Raw genomic sequence first — 14997 nt, 5'->3', positions numbered from 1 at the left:
TACCGACCTGATCCCACCTGCGGGAACACCACTCAAATGATCACCGGTTCGCCGCTTCGGTAAATACGGATGAACCACAGGCCGGATCCGGCCAGTCCGAGAAGCGAGAATATCCGGGAAGCGCTGGTCGGCCCCTCGAATAGAGGCGGACGGCGGCGTCAAGCCATTGATCCGAGGCTTGCCCGGACAAAGAGAGCATGCCAGTATCCGAGCTGCCGATGCACCGGACACATCATGTGCATTCAGGCATACCCCGCTTTGTCGAGTGCGACATATCGTCATGAGCTGGAGTTCCCATGACATGGAGCGATGGGCGGGGTGGAGCCGAACCCCGCCGCGCACATCACGGGACCGCTCACGCCCGGCGCGTGGAGCGGGACCCGCACGGAGCCTCCCGGCCGGTCGCCGTCGTCCGCGGGTTCGGCCACGACGACAGTGCCGCGGAACTCGACGTCCACCGTTTCCGCTACGAGATCAACGCGCACCGGATCCTGCACCCGTGGCCGTCCCACTGGCGCGACAGCTGCGCCTGGCGAACACGCACTTCAAGGCCGTCGCGGACCGGCGGCCGGCACCGCAGGCCGCCGGCATGCTGACGGCCACGGAACCGGCCGTCCCCGGGCGGACCGACCGCCGGCTCGACGTGTGGCGCCGACTCGGGCTGGACGACCGGGACCTGCGCCACCTCCGCGAGCACGTGACCATCGACATCGGGCACGCGCGGGGCCGGCTGGACAACATGGTCGCCCCGATCGCCGGGGAGCGGCCCGACCTGCTGCCGGAGACGGCCATCGGCGTCCTCCGGCGGCTCGACCGCGCCCTCGCCGTCCGCGAACGGGCGTGGAAGGAGTTCCGTCCGCAGGCGTGAGGGCGGAAGAGCACTGGCTAAGGACCGGCATTGAGCAACCTGATCTTCGTCGCGACGACGGGCCCCGGGCTCCAGGCGCTGGAGTACGCGAGGGCTTCCGGCCACAAGACGACACTGCTGTACGCGCCCGCCTACGACTTCTGTCTCACACCGGGGCAGCGCGCGGAGGCGCGGCGGCTCGCCGACCGCTGCATCGAGGTCGACGACCCGCACGACATCGGCGCGCTGGTCGGCGCCATGCGCGCGGCCGGGATCTATGTGGAGGGCGTGGACGCCGTGCTCAGCACCGTCCACGCCTGCGCCCTGCCCGCGGCCGACCTCGCCCGGCGCCTCGGTGTCAAGGGGACGTCCCCGGATGCGATCACGGCGGCCAGGGACAAGGGGGCGTGCCGGCGGATCCTCGACGACCGGGCCATCCCGAACCTGAGGTTCGCCGTGGTCGCCGGGGTGGCGGAGGCGGTGGCGGCGGCCACGTCCATCGGCTTCCCGGTCGTCGTCAAGCCGCCGGGCGGGTTCGGCGCGGTGCTGACGGCCGTGGCCCGGTCACAGGACGACATCGAAGAGCATTTCACTCAGATCGCCGCCCGCTCCGGCTCCCTCCAACGGGGCGTCGCCGAGGAGCTGGACGGTCGTTTCCTCGTGGAGGAGATGGCCGTCGGCCCGCTGTTCTCCATCGTGGTCCTCGGCGACGGCGGCGCCCTGACCCCCCTGGTGATCGTGCGCCGCAAGTCCGGGCGCGACAACCCGATCCTGGACCTCGGGTCCACGATGCCCTGCGGGCTGGGCGCCTGCGACGAGCGGCTCCTCGGCGACTACGCGGTCCAGGTCTGCGAGGCGCTCGGGCTGGACTTCGGCCTGTTCCATGTGGAGGCCGTCCTCACCGAAGGCGGGCCCCGCCTCATCGAGGTGAACCCGCGGATGGCGGGCGGCGCCGTCCCCGACCTCGTGCGCGCGGCGACCGACCGCGACCTGTTCGCGACGCTCGTCGACCTGCACACCGGAGCCGCCGGGCCGGCCGTGCCCTTCCCTGCGGAGCGAGGTGCCAGCCATTCGTTCATCACGTCCGCCGACGACCGCGCCGTCTCCGCCGGGCTGTCCCCCGACTGGTTCGAGGCGATCCGTCCCCGGCTGCACTCGGGCTGGACGGACATCACCCCCGGCACGCGGCTGCGCGGGATGGGCGGCGAACTCGACGTCCGGGGGATGGTCCGCGTCGTCGCCGCGACGCCCGCGGCGGCCGAGGACCTGTGCGAACGGCTCCTCTCCGAGATCGGCGGCCTGCTGGGGATCCGGCCGACCCCGGTCGCGACGTTCGAGGCCCGGCGATGAGCGGGCGGGCACCCCGGGCCGAGGCCCCGGGGCGAGCGCGGCGAGGGCCCACGGGGATCCGCCTCTACGCCTCCCCGGTGTTCCTGGTGCTCTGCGGCGCGATGCTCGTCGCCTCCACCTTCCTCGGCGCCCTTCCCCTCGTGCTCGCCGCCATGGCCGGGGCGATCGCGCTCGGCGCGGAGGGAGCCGCCCGCCGCCGGAGCCGCGGGGCCCACCGGCGGGTGCGCGGAACCCACCGGCGTCCCCGCGCCGCCCCCGCCGCGGGGACGCCGGCGGCCGCGCCGCCCGCCGGGGAGGCGGCGACCGGGGCCGACGAGGTGATCGTGCAGGACGGGGCGGTCGTGCGGGACGCGGCGCCCGTCGAGGCGGGGAAGTCCGGAACGGCTCGCTGAGGAGGCTCCCGGTGCACGTATCCGACTCGCTCATCGGACTGGTCGGCGGCACCCCGCTGCTGCGGCTGCGCGGCGTCCTCGGCGGCGGGCACCGGGACGGGGGCGCTCCGCTCGTCGCCGCGAAGGTCGAGTACTTCAATCCGGGCGGGTCGGTGAAGGACCGCATCGCCGTCCGGATGGTCGAGGCCGCCGAGCGCGCGGGAGACCTGCGGGAGGGCGGCGCCATCGTCGAGGCCACGACGGGCAACACCGGGATCGGGCTGGCGATCGTGGCACGGGAACGCGGATACCGGTGCCTCCTGGTATGCCCCGACACGATCTCCGCCGACGGGCTCGGCACCCTGCGCGCCTACGGGGCGGAGGTCGTCGTCTGCCCGGCCGCCGTGCCCCCCGGTGATCCCGCGTCCTGCCGCTCGGTGTCGGACCGGCTCGTCCGGCAGACGTCCGGGGCGTGGAGGCCGGACCAGTACTCCAACCCGCACAATCCGCTGTCGCACTACGAGACGACCGGCCCGGAGATCTGGGCGCAGACCGACGGGCGGGTGACCCACTTCGTCGCCGGGATCGGGACGGGCGGGACCGTCACCGGCGCGGGCGGCTTCCTCAAGGAGGTCTCCGGAGGCTGCGTCCGCGTGATCGGCGCCGAGCCCCGGGGCCCGGCCCGCTCCGGCGGGACCGGCCGGTCCTGCCTGGTGGAGGGCGTCGGCGAGGACGCCCGGCCGGCGGCGTTCGATCCCGGTGTCTGCGACGAGGTCATCGCCGTCGGCGACGGCGACGCGTTCGCCGCCACGCGCCGCCTGGCCCGGGAGGAGGGCCTGCTGGTGGGCGGTTCGGGCGGCCTCGCGGTGGTCGCGGCGCGCGCGGTCGCCGCGGGCGCGGGACCCGAGGACGTGATCGTGGTCCTGCTGCCGGACGGCGGGCGCGGCTACCTCTCCACGATCTTCGACGACGCCTGGATGGCCGCGTACGGCTTCCCGGCCACGCCGCCGGGGTCTGCGGGGTCTGCGGGGTCACCGGCGTCCCCGGTCCCCGAGGAGGCCCGGGTCGGTCGGGTCCTGGCGCGCAAGGCCGCCCTCGGCTGCGGGACGCGTGCCGCGCTCGTCCACGTCCGCCCGCGGCAGACCGTCGGCACCGCCGTCTCGATCATGCGGGAGCACGACGTCTCCCAGCTGCCGGTACTGCGCGCCGAGCCGCCGCTCGCGGCCGCCGCCGACGTGGTGGGCTCCGTCACCGAACGCGGCTTGCTCGACGCCTTGGTACGCGGTGAAGCGGGCCCCGGCTCCCCGGTCGAGGACCACATGGCGTCCCCCTTCCCGATCGTCGGGTCCGGTGAGCCCGCGGGGAAGGCGGCCGTGCTGCTGGAACGGCACGGCGCCGCGCTGGTCCTCGACGACGGGCGGCCCGTCGGCCTGATCACTGCGCAGGACCTGCTCGCCCACCTGGCGGACGCCGACGAGCCCCGTGCCGCGGACGATCGTCCGGAGCCGCCGCCAGGGTGAAAAGGACGCGGTGCGCAGGACGGCGAAGCCCGCCGCCGTCACCGTCTCGCCTCCTGGACGGTGGCCGTGGCGGGCTCCCGACCCGTCCCGGCACGACCCGACCCGCGGTCGCGGAGGCCGAACGCCGTGACCAGGACCGCGAGCAGCGCAGCGGCGAAGGGGACCACCAACGCCGTCCGGACGGCACCGATCCCCTCGCCCCCGAGCGGACCCCCGAGCGCGCCACCGTCGAGCGCCGCCACCTGCACGGCGGTCACCGCCGACAACCCGAGCGCGCTGCCGAACTGGATCGCCGTGTAGAGCAGGCCGCCCGCCAGGCCGTGCTCGCCCTCGTGGACGCCCTCCGTCGCGGCCATCGTCAGCGGGCCGTACACCAGGGCGAAGGACACCCCCAGCAGCGCGATGATCGGGAACATGACGGCGTAGGCCCAGTCCAGGCCGAGCGGCAGGAACAGCCCGTAGGCCAGGGCCGCGAGGACAAGCCCGGCGAACAGGACACGGATATTGCCGTAGCGGTGCACCAGGCGCGGGGTCAGGGTCGGCGCGAGGACGGTGTCCACGGCGACGACGAGCAGCGCCAGGCCGGTTTGCCAGGTCGTCCAGCCGCGCAGTTCCTGGAGGTAGAGCGTCATCAGGAACTGGAAACCGGCGAAGGCGCCGAGGAACAGCAGCGCGCTCACGTCCGTCCGCACCAGCGCGGCCGACCTGAAGACGCCGAACCGGACGAGCGGGCTTGCGGACCTGCGCTCGACCACCACGAACGCGGCGAGGAGCGCCACTCCGCCCGCGAGGACACCGGCGGTGAGCCCGGCGCCGTCGCCGGGCCTCTCCAGCCGGACGACCCCGTACACCAGCAGCATCATGGCGCCGGTGATCCCGAACGCGCCGAGGAGGTCGAACCCGCCCCCGGACGGCCCGCGTCCGGCGTCCGGCTCCTTGACCAGCGGGACGGCCGCGGCCAGGATCACCGCCGAGATGAGGACCGGCGCGAAGAACACCCATCGCCAGCCGAGGGCCGTCAGCAGCCCGCCCGCCACGAGGCCGAGCGAGTAGCCGCCCGACGCCAGGCCCGCGTAGAGGCCGAGCGCCCTGGTCCGCGCGGGCCCGGCCGGGAACGTGGCCGTGACGAGCGCGAGGCCCGCGGGGGCCATGAACGCCGAGGCGACCCCGGTGACGAACCGGGCGACCAGGAGCATCCACCCTTCCGTCGCGAACCCGCCGAGACCGGAGAACACCAGGAAGACGACCAGCCAGGTGAGGAACACGCGGCGGCGCCCCAGCAGGTCGGCGGCGCGCCCGCCCAGCAGCATGAACCCGCCGTAACCGAGCACGTAGGCGCTGATGACGCCGCTGAGCATGCCCGTCGACAGGCCCATGTCCTCCCGGATCGACGGCAACGCGATGTTGAGCATCGCCACGTCGATCCCCTCCAGGAAGACCGCGCCGCACAACACGGCCAGTGACGCCCAGGCACGTCCGCCGGATGCGGATGTGGACATGCGCCGACTCCTCTCGGTGAGGACCGGTTCCCCTGATGGACGCCGGTTCCCTCTTGTTACCGGCAGCATCGTCGGTCACCATGAGGGGCCATGGAAGACGGAACTTTCGTGTCCCCCGGTAACTGCGGTGATACCGCCCAGGACGAGGACGTCCTCCAGTGGGACACCCGCAACGACTGCGAGGTCCGGCAGATCCTCGACCGCATCGCGGACAAATGGTCGCTGCTCGTCATCGCGCTGCTCGACCAGCGCTCGCTGCGCTTCACCGAGCTGCGCCGCCGGATCGACGGCGTCAGCCAGCGGATGCTCACCCGCACGCTGCGGCACCTGGAGCGGGACGGCCTCGTCACCCGCACCGTCCACCCGACCGTCCCGCCCCGCGTCGACTACGCCCTCACGACGATGGGCGCGACCCTGCACGAGACGATCCGCTCCCTGGTCACGTGGACGGAGGCGCACCAGAACGCGATCGCCGCCGCCCGCGCCGCCTACGACGCCCGTATCGCGGCCGAGCAGCAGGCGGCCGAACAAGAGGCCGCGGAACGCGACGCGATCGCCCGCAGAGCACTCACCACCGGCACCGTGTGAAGAACCGCTCAGCAGCGCCGTCGCGGACGCCGGGAAACGCCACCCATCGCATTAGTCGCCATGTCCTATCGGAAGGGATATGGAAAACTCCCCGCTTCGCGCGGTGTCCTTTCCGGCGGTCCTCCCCGAAGCGGAGGAAGGCGTCTAGGTAAAGGCGGGGGTGGACGCTGCACCGCGGTCCGTCCCGTTCATCGGCGGCCCTGTCGCGTCCGGACCATGCCCGGCGGGGACGTGCGACCAGGTCACCGTGCCGCTCCCGCCACACGCGACGAATGGCGGACGTCGCAAGCCCGCGGTGGACGGCCGGAATGCCGGACCACCGGCCGACACGAGAGCTGCCGAGGAGAACAGATGCCCCCGTTCGATGAGCTGCCGCCCGCCCGCAGGTACGGGCCACTGGACTCGTTGTTCGCCGCGCTGCGCCGCCGCGCCCCGCAGGTGTCCGTCCAGCCGCCCGACGACGGGTTGCGCGTCGGCTACCGCGACCGCACGGCGACGATCGTCTGGGACGGGGACGTCGAGCTCTACCTGTGGATATCCGGCCCGGACGGCGGTCAGCTGGACCGTGACGCCGAGAAGGCCGCCGAGCAGATCGCCTGGACACTCGGCGCCCCGGTGAGCCCCACCCCCTCGTCCTAGAGAGGCTCAGGGCCCGGTCTGACGCGCCCGATCGAGGACGGTCAGGCCGGGCCCGCGTGGTGCCCGCCGCCGCTCAGCCGCCCGGCGCCTCCCCGGCGGGATGCGCGGCGGTCGCGGCAGGCCGGTACCGCACGTTCACGACCGCGGTGGGTTCGCCGTCGCCGAGCCGGTGCAGGCGGATCGGCGCGCCCCCGGGGTTGTCGAACAGCCGGATGCCGTCGCCGAGCAGCACCGGCGCGATGTGCAGGTCGATCTCATCGATCAGTCCCCGCTCGAAAAGCTGACGGCCGATGCCCGGCGAGAACACCTCCAGGTTCTTGCCCCCGGCCGCCTCCAGCCCGATCCGGACGGCTTCGCCCGGGTCACAGTCCAGGAACGTGACACGGTCTGCTGGCTCCGCGTCCTCGGGGTGGTGGGTGAGGATGAAGACCGGCCCGTCCCAGGCGCCGCCATAGATGTTCCCGGCGTCCGGGAAGGCGTCCCAGCCGTTCCGCCCGCCCAGCACGGCACCGGTGGACCGCACGTACTCGTCGATCAGGCCGGGACGGAACGAGGCGCCGTCCAGCCAGTCCATCTCGTGATCCGGTCCGGCCACGAACCCGTCCAGGGACATCGTGAAGTGCCAGAGCACCTTCCCGCCCGCCGTCTGCGGCCCGGTGTCGCCCATCCCCCGCCTCCCGCCATCCGCTTGCGTATTGCAATCAGTACGCCCACGCTAGGACAACCAGTGGTAGATTGCAACCGGTTGGGAGGAGGGGTCTGCGTTGGCGGAACCGGCGCGTTCGGGGTGCCCGATCAACGCCGCGGTCGAGGCGTTCGGCGACGCCTGGAGCCTGCTGGTGCTGCGCGACGTCATGTTCGGGAACCGGCGCTACTTCAGGGAACTGCTCGCGGGATCGGAGGAGGGCATCGCCTCCAACATCCTCTCCAGCCGGCTGAAGCGGCTGGTCGCCGCCGGGCTGCTGACCCGTGAGGACGCCGGGCCGGGGCGGCGGGCCGCCTACAGCCTGACCGAGGCGTCGATCCAGCTGGTGCCCGTCTTCGCCCAGCTCGGCGAGTGGGGTCTGCGCCACCGCCCGACCACCAGGCGGCTGCGAGTGCGGGCGGAGCTGCTCGCGGCCGGCGGCCCGGAGCTCTGGCAGGAGTTCATGGCCGAGCTGCGGACCGTCCATCTGGGCGCACCGGAACCGGAACGGCCCGTTCCGGGGGGTGTGGGGGGTCGTCCCCCCACAAGAGACCGAGACGGTCCGAGCGTCCTGGAACGCCTGGCCCAGGCGTACGCCGCCGCGCTCTGACAAGGGCGCGCGCGCATGGGAGCGGCCCGATCCTGGAACCGTGCTCGCGGACGGACCGCCCCACGCCCATGATCAGGCGGCGTCGGGGCCCAGGACCGTGCCCGCTGTCAGGCGGTCGCGGTCTCGTGGGCGACGTCCAGGCGGGCGTTGGCGACCACGGCGTGCAGGGCGCGCAGGGCGGCGCCCGCGTGGTTGCCCCAGTGGTTGAAGTAGGAGTACTGCCACCACCAGAGCGCCTCCAGCGGACGGTCCTGCTGGTAGTGCCGCAGCCCGTGGACGAGGTCGCTGGCCACGTCCACCAGGTCGTCCGACAGCCGGTAGGCGGTGGGTTCGGTGTCCTTGTAGGGGTCGAAGACCTCGACGTACTCGTCCAGCGCGGCGAGCCGTTCGGAGAGCCCCTGGCGGACGGCGTCGAGGTCGGGGTCGTCGCCGACCTCGGGCTCCCAGTTGTCGGGAAGGATCACGTCGGCGCTGGCGCCGAGCTGCGCGCCGGCCAGGATGACCTGCGACACCTCCAGCAGGAGCAGCGGAACCGTGTGGGATCCGCCGTCGCCGCGCGCGACGGCCTCCAGTCCGTTCAGATAGTTGTCCACGTGGCGCGCCACGCGTTCGGCGAGGACGTTCCAGTCCTGCGGGCTGTTGGTGTCAGACATCGAGCAGCCTCCGTCCTTCGAATGCGCGGCCCAGCGTCACCTCGTCGGCGTATTCGAGGTCGCCACCCACCGGCAGGCCGCTGGCCAGACGGGTGACCGTGAGGCCCATGGGCTTCACCAACCGGGCGAGATACGTGGCGGTCGCCTCGCCCTCCAGGTTCGGGTCGGTCGCGAGGATCAGCTCGGTCACCGTACCGTCGGCGAGGCGCTGCATCAGCTCGCGGATGCGCAGGTCGTCCGGCCCGACGCCCTCGATCGGGCTGATCGCGCCGCCCAGCACGTGGTAGCGGCCGCGGAACTCGCGGGTCTTCTCGATCGCCACGACGTCCTTGGGCTCCTCCACGACGCAGATCACCTGCGGGTCGCGGCGGGCGTCACGGCAGATCCGGCATTCCTCTTCCTCGGCGACGTTCCCGCACGTCTTGCAGAAGCGGACCTTGTCCTTGACCTCCCTGAGCGCCATGCCCAGCCGTTCGACGTCGGCCGGATCGGCGGCGAGGAGGTGGAAGGCGATCCGCTGCGCGCTCTTGGGGCCGACGCCGGGCAGCCTGCCCAGCTCGTCGATGAGGTTCTGAACCACCCCTTCGTACAACGGACCCTTCCTTTCTTCGCGTTCTACTGACTTCTACGGTGACGAGTCGTGTCCCGTCCACCAGGACGGTCAGGCGCCGGACCCTCCGCTACCACCGGTTTCGCCCGTCCCGCCGGTCCCACCGGACCCGCCTGCCCCACCGGACTCGCCGGACTCGCCGGTTCCGCCGCCGAGGCCGGGAAAGCCGCCGGGGAGGCCACCGGGCATTCCCGGAGGCATCCCGCCCCCGCCGAAGCCGGGCATTCCGCCGCCGAGTCCGCCGAGGCCGGCGGTGAGCGGCCCCATCTTCTCCTGCTGGAGTTCGCGGGCCTCCCGGGACGCGTCACGGATCGCGGCCAGCACCAGGTCGGCGATCGTCTCGGCCGTGTCGGCCGTGTCGTCGGGGTCGATGGCCTTCGGGTCGATCGACAGGCCGGTGACCTCGCCCTCGCCGTTCACCGTCGCGGTGACGAGCCCGCCTCCCGCGGTGCCCTTCACCTCGGCCTCCGCGAGCTCGCGCTGCGCGGTGAAAAGCTGCTCCTGGACGGCTTGCGCCTGCTGGAGCAGTTCCTGGATGTTCAGCTGACCACCGGGTTCCACCGTGCACTCCTTGTTCCGGCCCTTGCGGGGGCCTTCTGTTCGGGCGACCCGCCGATCACCGGACGTCCGTCCTCACGAGACTACGGGTTCCTCCCGGGTTGCGGTACGTCCGGGCGGCCGGTGCGCCGACTCCCCGCTCAGGAGTTGTCGATCTCTCGGATGATCTGCCCGCCCAGCTCGCGCTGGATGAGCGCCATCCCGTTCATCTCCGCCTCGTTGCCCTCGGCGTCGGCGTCGCCCTCGGGGTCCACCTCGTCGCTCTCGTCCACGGGAGAGGGCTCGGGGGGCGGCGGGGGCTCGTCCGGCGGCGGGGGCGGCGGCCCGGGATCCCCGCCCGCCGCCGACCGCGCGGAGCCTGGGCCCTGCGGGGCACCGGCCCGTGCGGGCGACGCCGCGGGCTGCGTGGCCTGCGCGCTGCCGAACCCAGACGAAGAGGCCGTCCCGAATCCGCTTCCGGGCGCTGATCGGGGGCTCTGCCCCCCTTGGCCGCCGCCTCCGCCTCCGCCTCCGCGGGGGGCGCCTCCCGGGTTCGGTCCGCCTCGTCCACCGGCCGGGGGCGCACCGCCGACCACGGTCTCGATGCGCCAGTCGACCTTGAGGTGCTCCTTGAACACCTCACAGAGGATCACGTCGCGGTTGCCGTTGACGAAGCCGAGCCGGGACCCTTCCGCGTCGAACGAGAGCGTCAGGACGCGCCCTTCGAGCGACACGGGCCGCACCCCGGACATGATCACCATCCAGGTGGCGCGGCTCTTCTGCTTGACCGCCTCGACGATGTCCGGCCAGTACTGCTGGACGGTCGCCACGTCCATCCCCCCGCCGGAGGAGGGCGCGGCCGGGGCCGCATCCTGACGAGACGCGCCACCAGTACCGCCCGGCTGCCCCGAACTGCCAGAACCGCCCGACCCGCTCAACCCACCGGAACCGCTGGAACCGCTAGGACCGCCGGGACCGCCGGGACCACCGGGACCGCTCGGACCACCGACACGACCGGAAGCACCAGCACCGCCGGAACCACCGGATCCACTTGAACTGCTGGGACCGCTGGAACCGCCTGATCCAGCTGAACCGGCCGAGCCGCTCGGGCCCCCTGAACCGGTCGGGCCGCCCGGACTACTCGGACCGCTCGGACCGCTCGGACCGCTCGCCGAGCGGTTATCCACAGAACCGCGTTCAGCTTCCGAAGCCGTACCGGGGCGGTTGACACTAGAAGTGGGGTCGCCCCCCTGGGCGGTCGGGGGTTGTTCCGCTGGCCTTTGCTCCTGCCGCCCCCCAGAAGAAGACGGTCCCGGACGCTGCCCGGGCCCGGCAGCCGGGCCCGGGCCCTGCGGCATAGGCGACGCACCCGACGCGGGAGCGCCCGACGGGAACGCGGGGGCCATACCCGCGCCGCCGCCTCCCGGCACAGCGCCGCCTTGGCCTCCCCCGAATCCGCCCGCGGCCGCCCGCCGTTCCAGCTGATCGAGGCGCGCGAGCATGGACGCCTCGTCCTCGTAGGCCGCCGGTAGCAGGATCCGCGCGCTGATGAGCTCCAGGAGCAGCCGCGGGGATGTGGCGCCGCGCATCTCAGTGAGCCCGGTGTGCAGCAGGTCCGCCGCGCGTGTCAGCTCGCCCGGTCCCATGGACGCGGCCTGCCGCCGCATCTGCTCCAGTTCGTCCGCCGGGACGTTCAGCAGGCCCGTCCCGCCCGCCTCGGGAACGTTCGAAAGGATCACCAGGTCGCGGATGCGTTCCAGCAGGTCGGCGGTGAATCGACGCGGGTCCTGGCCGCTCTCGACGACCCGGTCGATGGCGGCGAACACAGCGGCGCCGTCGCGGGCGGCGAAGGCGGCGATCACCTCGTCCAGCAGCGCGGAGTCGGTGTAGCCGAGCAGCGAGACGGCCCGCGCGTAGGTGATGCCCTGTTCGTCCGACCCGGCGAGGAGCTGGTCCAGGATCGACAGCGTGTCGCGGGCGGAACCCGCCCCGGCGCGGACGGCCAGGGGCAGCGCGGAAGCCTCGTAGGGAACGTCCTCGGACTTCAGGATCTCTTCGACCAGCTCTTGCAGGACACCCGGGGGGATCAGCCGGAAGGGGTAGTGGTGGGTCCGGGAGCGGATCGTCCCGATGACCTTCTCCGGCTCGGTGGTCGCGAAGACGAACTTCAGGTGCGGCGGCGGCTCTTCGACGAGCTTCAGCAGCGCGTTGAAACCCTCGCGGGTGACCATGTGCGCCTCGTCGATGATGTACACCTTGAAGCGCGCCGAGACGGGCGCGAAGAACGCGCGTTCGCGCAGATCGCGGGCATCGTCCACGCCACCGTGCGAGGCCGCGTCGATCTCGATGACGTCGATGTGCCCGGTCCCCGACGGCCCGAGGGCGACACACGAGTCGCATTTGCCGCACGGGTCGGGGGTCGGCCCTTCTTCGCAGTTGAGCGAGCGGGCGAGGATGCGGGCGCTGGACGTCTTGCCGCAGCCGCGCGGACCACTGAACAGGTAAGCGTGGTTGATCCGGCCGTTGCGCAGCGCCTGCTGCAGGGGCTCGGCGACGTGCTCCTGCCCCTTCAGCTCGGCGAACGTCGCTGGCCGGTACTTGCGGTACAGCGCCAGACTCATCGGGGGCCCGCCCTCCCTCAAGAAGCAGAGCGTCAGAAGCGAAAAGGACCCCCCGCACACCCGCCAGAGCCTGCTTATCCTTGCTGCCTTCCGGCCCTGGGGAGGTTCACAGGGTGACGCCGTGCGAGGGGTCTGCCCAGAGTCTATGGCATCCGCGCCCCCGGGTAGGCCGCAACCACCCAGCCACGCCGCACACCCACCTGAGATCCCCAACCCAAGATCCCAGCGGACGAGGAAACACCCCTCCGCACGCGAAGGCCCCCGCCCCTTTCCGTCCGGGGGAACGGAGAGAGGCGGGGGGCCGGGGGGCCGTCCCACCCACCGTGAGACGACCCCCTCCTCTACTCATCGCGCCGAGCGAGCTCGCAACAACCGGTCGACCATCTGCACGGCCCGTGTGATGTCGCCGCAGTGGCACAAGAGGCCGGCACGTCCCCGCGCGGCCTCGTGGAAACCCCACCTGCCGTCGGGCATCGCCATGACGCACAGGGTCGTGGCGATGTCGGCGCCGTAGACGCGCAGCAGCGGGACGCGGACCGGGATCAGCTCGGGATGGTATCTCTTCACGCACCTCCACCCTTGCCGTTCCAACGCGAGGGCGAGCGTGTCCAGATGCCGCAGGACGGTCTCGCGGTGCCACTCCGCGCGCCAGTTCAAGTAATGGAGGCGGATCATCCGCCGCACCCGGCGGCCCGTCAGCGAATCTTCGCCCAAGTGACCTTCCCTCCTTCGTTGAGCGGACGGACGCCCCACGCCCATGCGACCTCCGCCACGAGCCGGAGCCCCCGGCCAGACGTCGCCCCAGGGGTCACCGGCCGGACCACCGGCCGTCCCGGACCGCCGTCCCACACCTCCACGACCGGATGGCCGTCGCGCTCGTCGCGGAGGACCCGCACGACGATCGGCCCCTCCCCGTGCTTGAGGCTGTTCGTGACCAGCTCGCACACGACAAGCCGCCCGTCCCCGTCGTCGGCGATCCCCCACTCCCGAAACCGCTCGGCAAGGAACCGCCGCGCCACCCCCGGCGCCCGATCAGTGGGCTCAAGAACGAGCGGAAGCGGGACCTCTAGGGCAAGGGTCGGAGCGGACATTTCAGGATCACCTCGGAGAACTCTTCGAATGCCTGCTACCGAGCGTCCTCCACGAGAAAATGACGAGAGAGGCAAAGTGCCTGGTCGCGGCCATTATCGCGACTCTGCGTGCATCTCCGGTCATCCCCGGTTATCAGGAGGAGCCATGCCGCAACGCCCGAAGCGCCTGACCCCTTCGCGCGGTCCGCTTGATCTGTTCGGTTCCGAAGTCCGGCGGTACCGACAGCTGGCGGGCCTCTCCCTCGCTCAACTCGCGGACCAGATCCCCTTCGCCGCGTCCACCATCGGAGACATCGAGCTGGGCAAGTCCAGCTGCGACCGGGTCTTCGCCGAGCAGTGCGACCAGGTGTTGGACACTCGCGAAGCCCTCGCCCACCTGCACGACGGCCTGTTCGACGGACGCTCCGCAGCGTTCCCGAAATGGTTCGAGGACTGGCCGAACATCGAAGGCCAAGCCGAGGTACTGCGCATCTACGAGCCGTTCGTGGTCACCGGCCTTCTCCAGACCCCGAGCGTCGCCGAGATGCTCTTGTACGGCGACCAGGAGAAGGTCGCGGGACGAATAGAGCGCCAGGCCGTACTTACCCGGGAGGACCCACCACCACCTCGGCTGATCTACGTCCTCCCCGAAAGAGTCCTACGGTCACGCATCGGCACACCCAGCGTGATGTTCACCCAGCTTCATCACCTCGCCGACGTGGCGTCACCGACCGTAAGCGTGCAGGTCATCCCGGACGGTGAGCCACACCCCGGCAACTCTGGAGCATTCATGATCGCCACACTGCCCGGCGGCGAACATGTGGCCTATACCGAAGGCGAGCCGCATGGGACCATCAGAGATGGTCGGGCCGACATCGAAAAGCTGTTTCGACGTTTCACCGACATCAGCACGCACGCGCTCCCGACATCCATGTCGGCGGCATTGATCCGAGAGATTGCGGAGGAGGCGTGGAAGCCATGACTTCACGTCCCGCTTGGCGGAAGAGCAAGTACAGCAGTAGCAACGGAGGAGCCTGCGTCGAGTTGGCCGACCTCGGTGAGACCGTCGGCATCCGAGACTCCAAGGATCCCCACGGTCCCAAGCTGCTCATCACCCACAACACCCTCGCGACCCTCCTGGCGGAGCTGAAGCGCTAGCCCCTCCCGGCCCATCCTCACAGTTTGCTCGCCCCTAGAGAATCACGAGCACATGGACCTGAATGATCTTCACTGGCGCAAGGCATCACACAGCGCCTCCAACGGAGGAGAGTGCGTCGAACTGGCGTCGGCTACAGCAACCGTCGTCATACGTGACAGCAAGCATCCCCACGGCCCGAGGTTGACTGTTCGCCGAGACGCCTTCGCAGACCTGGTAGCGGCACTGAAACGCTAACACC

At 71.7% G+C, this 14997-nt stretch carries 18 protein-coding genes and 1 other RNA gene; 10 read left to right on the top strand and 9 right to left on the bottom strand.

Annotated elements, in window-relative coordinates:
• Positions 1-499 precede the first annotated feature (499 nt).
• From AGRA3207_RS21220 to AGRA3207_RS21205, 4 genes are all read left to right on the top strand, one after another.
• A complete protein-coding gene (locus tag AGRA3207_RS21220) occupies positions 500-868 on the top strand; it encodes an iron-containing redox enzyme family protein (protein WP_231328786.1) in 369 nt (122 codons plus the stop codon).
• 30 nt (positions 869-898) lie between these two features.
• A complete protein-coding gene (locus AGRA3207_RS21215; protein WP_231328785.1) occupies positions 899-2197 on the top strand; it encodes an ATP-grasp domain-containing protein in 1299 nt (432 codons plus the stop codon).
• Between the two features lie 77 nt (positions 2198-2274).
• Positions 2275-2589 carry a hypothetical protein gene (locus AGRA3207_RS21210; RefSeq protein ID WP_231328784.1) on the top strand — a complete coding sequence of 105 codons (315 nt, stop codon included), beginning with the start codon at positions 2275-2277 and terminating at the stop codon, positions 2587-2589.
• An 11-nt stretch (positions 2590-2600) separates the two neighbouring features.
• Positions 2601-4088: a pyridoxal-phosphate dependent enzyme gene (locus tag AGRA3207_RS21205; protein WP_231328783.1), complete on the top strand. Its 1488-nt coding sequence runs from the start codon at positions 2601-2603 to the stop codon at positions 4086-4088.
• A 38-nt stretch (positions 4089-4126) separates the two neighbouring features.
• Here the strand turns inward: AGRA3207_RS21205 and AGRA3207_RS21200 are convergent, their stop codons facing one another.
• Positions 4127-5587, bottom strand: coding sequence for an MFS transporter (locus AGRA3207_RS21200; RefSeq protein WP_231328782.1), 1461 nt, complete (start codon positions 5585-5587; stop codon positions 4127-4129).
• Positions 5588-5677: 90 nt separating this feature from the next.
• On the opposite strand from AGRA3207_RS21200, the gene AGRA3207_RS21195 reads away from it, so the two are divergent.
• A complete protein-coding gene (locus AGRA3207_RS21195) occupies positions 5678-6175 on the top strand; it encodes a winged helix-turn-helix transcriptional regulator (protein ID WP_231328781.1) in 498 nt (165 codons plus the stop codon).
• A gap of 351 nt (positions 6176-6526) precedes the next feature.
• Positions 6527-6814, top strand: coding sequence for a hypothetical protein (locus AGRA3207_RS21190; protein ID WP_231328780.1), 288 nt, complete (start codon positions 6527-6529; stop codon positions 6812-6814).
• A 73-nt stretch (positions 6815-6887) separates the two neighbouring features.
• Here the strand turns inward: AGRA3207_RS21190 and AGRA3207_RS21185 are convergent, their stop codons facing one another.
• Positions 6888-7481, bottom strand: coding sequence for a dihydrofolate reductase family protein (locus AGRA3207_RS21185; RefSeq protein WP_231328779.1), 594 nt, complete (start codon positions 7479-7481; stop codon positions 6888-6890).
• A gap of 97 nt (positions 7482-7578) precedes the next feature.
• Here AGRA3207_RS21185 and AGRA3207_RS21180 point away from each other — a divergent pair, with 97 nt between their 5' ends.
• On the top strand, positions 7579-8109 hold the full coding sequence (locus tag AGRA3207_RS21180) for a winged helix-turn-helix transcriptional regulator (RefSeq protein WP_231328778.1): 531 nt from the start codon (positions 7579-7581) through the stop codon (positions 8107-8109).
• Between the two features lie 107 nt (positions 8110-8216).
• Here AGRA3207_RS21180 and AGRA3207_RS21175 read toward each other — a convergent pair whose 3' ends face one another.
• The 7 genes from AGRA3207_RS21175 to AGRA3207_RS21145 form a co-directional block, all read right to left on the bottom strand.
• Entirely contained in the window at positions 8217-8762 is a 546-nt protein-coding gene (locus AGRA3207_RS21175; RefSeq protein ID WP_231328777.1) for a DUF5063 domain-containing protein, read from the bottom strand.
• On the bottom strand, positions 8755-9354 hold the full coding sequence (recR, locus tag AGRA3207_RS21170; RefSeq protein WP_231328776.1) for a recombination mediator RecR: 600 nt from the start codon (positions 9352-9354) through the stop codon (positions 8755-8757). The genes AGRA3207_RS21175 and recR overlap by 8 nt, the downstream gene beginning before the upstream one ends.
• Positions 9355-9423: 69 nt before the next feature.
• On the bottom strand, positions 9424-9933 hold the full coding sequence (locus AGRA3207_RS21165) for a YbaB/EbfC family nucleoid-associated protein (protein ID WP_338028200.1): 510 nt from the start codon (positions 9931-9933) through the stop codon (positions 9424-9426).
• 137 nt (positions 9934-10070) lie between these two features.
• Positions 10071-12530 (bottom strand): DNA polymerase III subunit gamma and tau, encoded by a 2460-nt coding sequence (locus AGRA3207_RS21160; RefSeq protein ID WP_231328775.1) that lies wholly within the window; start codon positions 12528-12530, stop codon positions 10071-10073.
• A gap of 40 nt (positions 12531-12570) precedes the next feature.
• Positions 12571-12666, bottom strand: an RNA gene (ffs, locus tag AGRA3207_RS21155) — signal recognition particle sRNA small type.
• A gap of 209 nt (positions 12667-12875) precedes the next feature.
• Positions 12876-13244: a hypothetical protein gene (locus AGRA3207_RS21150; protein WP_231328774.1), complete on the bottom strand. Its 369-nt coding sequence runs from the start codon at positions 13242-13244 to the stop codon at positions 12876-12878.
• Positions 13226-13621: an ATP-binding protein gene (locus AGRA3207_RS21145; RefSeq protein ID WP_231328773.1), complete on the bottom strand. Its 396-nt coding sequence runs from the start codon at positions 13619-13621 to the stop codon at positions 13226-13228. The genes AGRA3207_RS21150 and AGRA3207_RS21145 overlap by 19 nt, the downstream gene beginning before the upstream one ends.
• Before the next feature lie 145 nt (positions 13622-13766).
• Between AGRA3207_RS21145 and AGRA3207_RS21140 the strand changes: the two genes are divergently transcribed.
• Genes AGRA3207_RS21140 through AGRA3207_RS21130 form a run of 3 tightly spaced genes read left to right on the top strand, consistent with a single transcriptional unit; the run spans position 13767 to position 14993 of the window.
• The gene (locus tag AGRA3207_RS21140; RefSeq protein WP_231328772.1) at positions 13767-14582 is read left to right on the top strand and encodes a helix-turn-helix domain-containing protein; all 816 of its coding nucleotides are present in this window, start codon (positions 13767-13769) and stop codon (positions 14580-14582) included.
• Positions 14579-14758 (top strand): DUF397 domain-containing protein, encoded by a 180-nt coding sequence (locus tag AGRA3207_RS21135; RefSeq protein ID WP_231328771.1) that lies wholly within the window; start codon positions 14579-14581, stop codon positions 14756-14758. Before AGRA3207_RS21140 ends, AGRA3207_RS21135 begins: the two co-directional genes overlap by 4 nt.
• 52 nt (positions 14759-14810) lie before the next feature.
• A complete protein-coding gene (locus tag AGRA3207_RS21130) occupies positions 14811-14993 on the top strand; it encodes a DUF397 domain-containing protein (RefSeq protein ID WP_231328770.1) in 183 nt (60 codons plus the stop codon).
• The last annotated feature ends 4 nt before the right edge of the window (positions 14994-14997 follow it).

The sequence above is a fragment of the Actinomadura graeca genome (genome assembly GCF_019175365.1).
GTDB classification, from domain to species: domain Bacteria; phylum Actinomycetota; class Actinomycetes; order Streptosporangiales; family Streptosporangiaceae; genus Spirillospora; species Spirillospora graeca.
The sequence above is the reverse complement of the archived record's forward strand: the minus strand, read 5'-3'. Positions and strand labels throughout refer to the sequence as shown.

Excerpts from the sequence above, each read along its gene's own strand:
- AGRA3207_RS21200 (WP_231328782.1), bottom strand. The coding sequence starts at position 5,587 with ATGTCCACATCCGCATCCGGCGGACGTGCCTGGGCGTCACTGGCCGTG.
- AGRA3207_RS21195 (WP_231328781.1), top strand. The coding sequence starts at position 5,678 with ATGGAAGACGGAACTTTCGTGTCCCCCGGTAACTGCGGTGATACCGCC.
- AGRA3207_RS21190 (WP_231328780.1), top strand. The coding sequence starts at position 6,527 with ATGCCCCCGTTCGATGAGCTGCCGCCCGCCCGCAGGTACGGGCCACTG.
- AGRA3207_RS21185 (WP_231328779.1), bottom strand. The coding sequence starts at position 7,481 with ATGGGCGACACCGGGCCGCAGACGGCGGGCGGGAAGGTGCTCTGGCAC.
- AGRA3207_RS21175 (WP_231328777.1), bottom strand. The coding sequence starts at position 8,762 with ATGTCTGACACCAACAGCCCGCAGGACTGGAACGTCCTCGCCGAACGC.
- AGRA3207_RS21160 (WP_231328775.1), bottom strand. The coding sequence starts at position 12,530 with ATGAGTCTGGCGCTGTACCGCAAGTACCGGCCAGCGACGTTCGCCGAG.
- AGRA3207_RS21145 (WP_231328773.1), bottom strand. The coding sequence starts at position 13,621 with ATGTCCGCTCCGACCCTTGCCCTAGAGGTCCCGCTTCCGCTCGTTCTT.
- AGRA3207_RS21140 (WP_231328772.1), top strand. The coding sequence starts at position 13,767 with ATGCCGCAACGCCCGAAGCGCCTGACCCCTTCGCGCGGTCCGCTTGAT.
- AGRA3207_RS21135 (WP_231328771.1), top strand. The coding sequence starts at position 14,579 with ATGACTTCACGTCCCGCTTGGCGGAAGAGCAAGTACAGCAGTAGCAAC.
- AGRA3207_RS21130 (WP_231328770.1), top strand. The coding sequence starts at position 14,811 with ATGGACCTGAATGATCTTCACTGGCGCAAGGCATCACACAGCGCCTCC.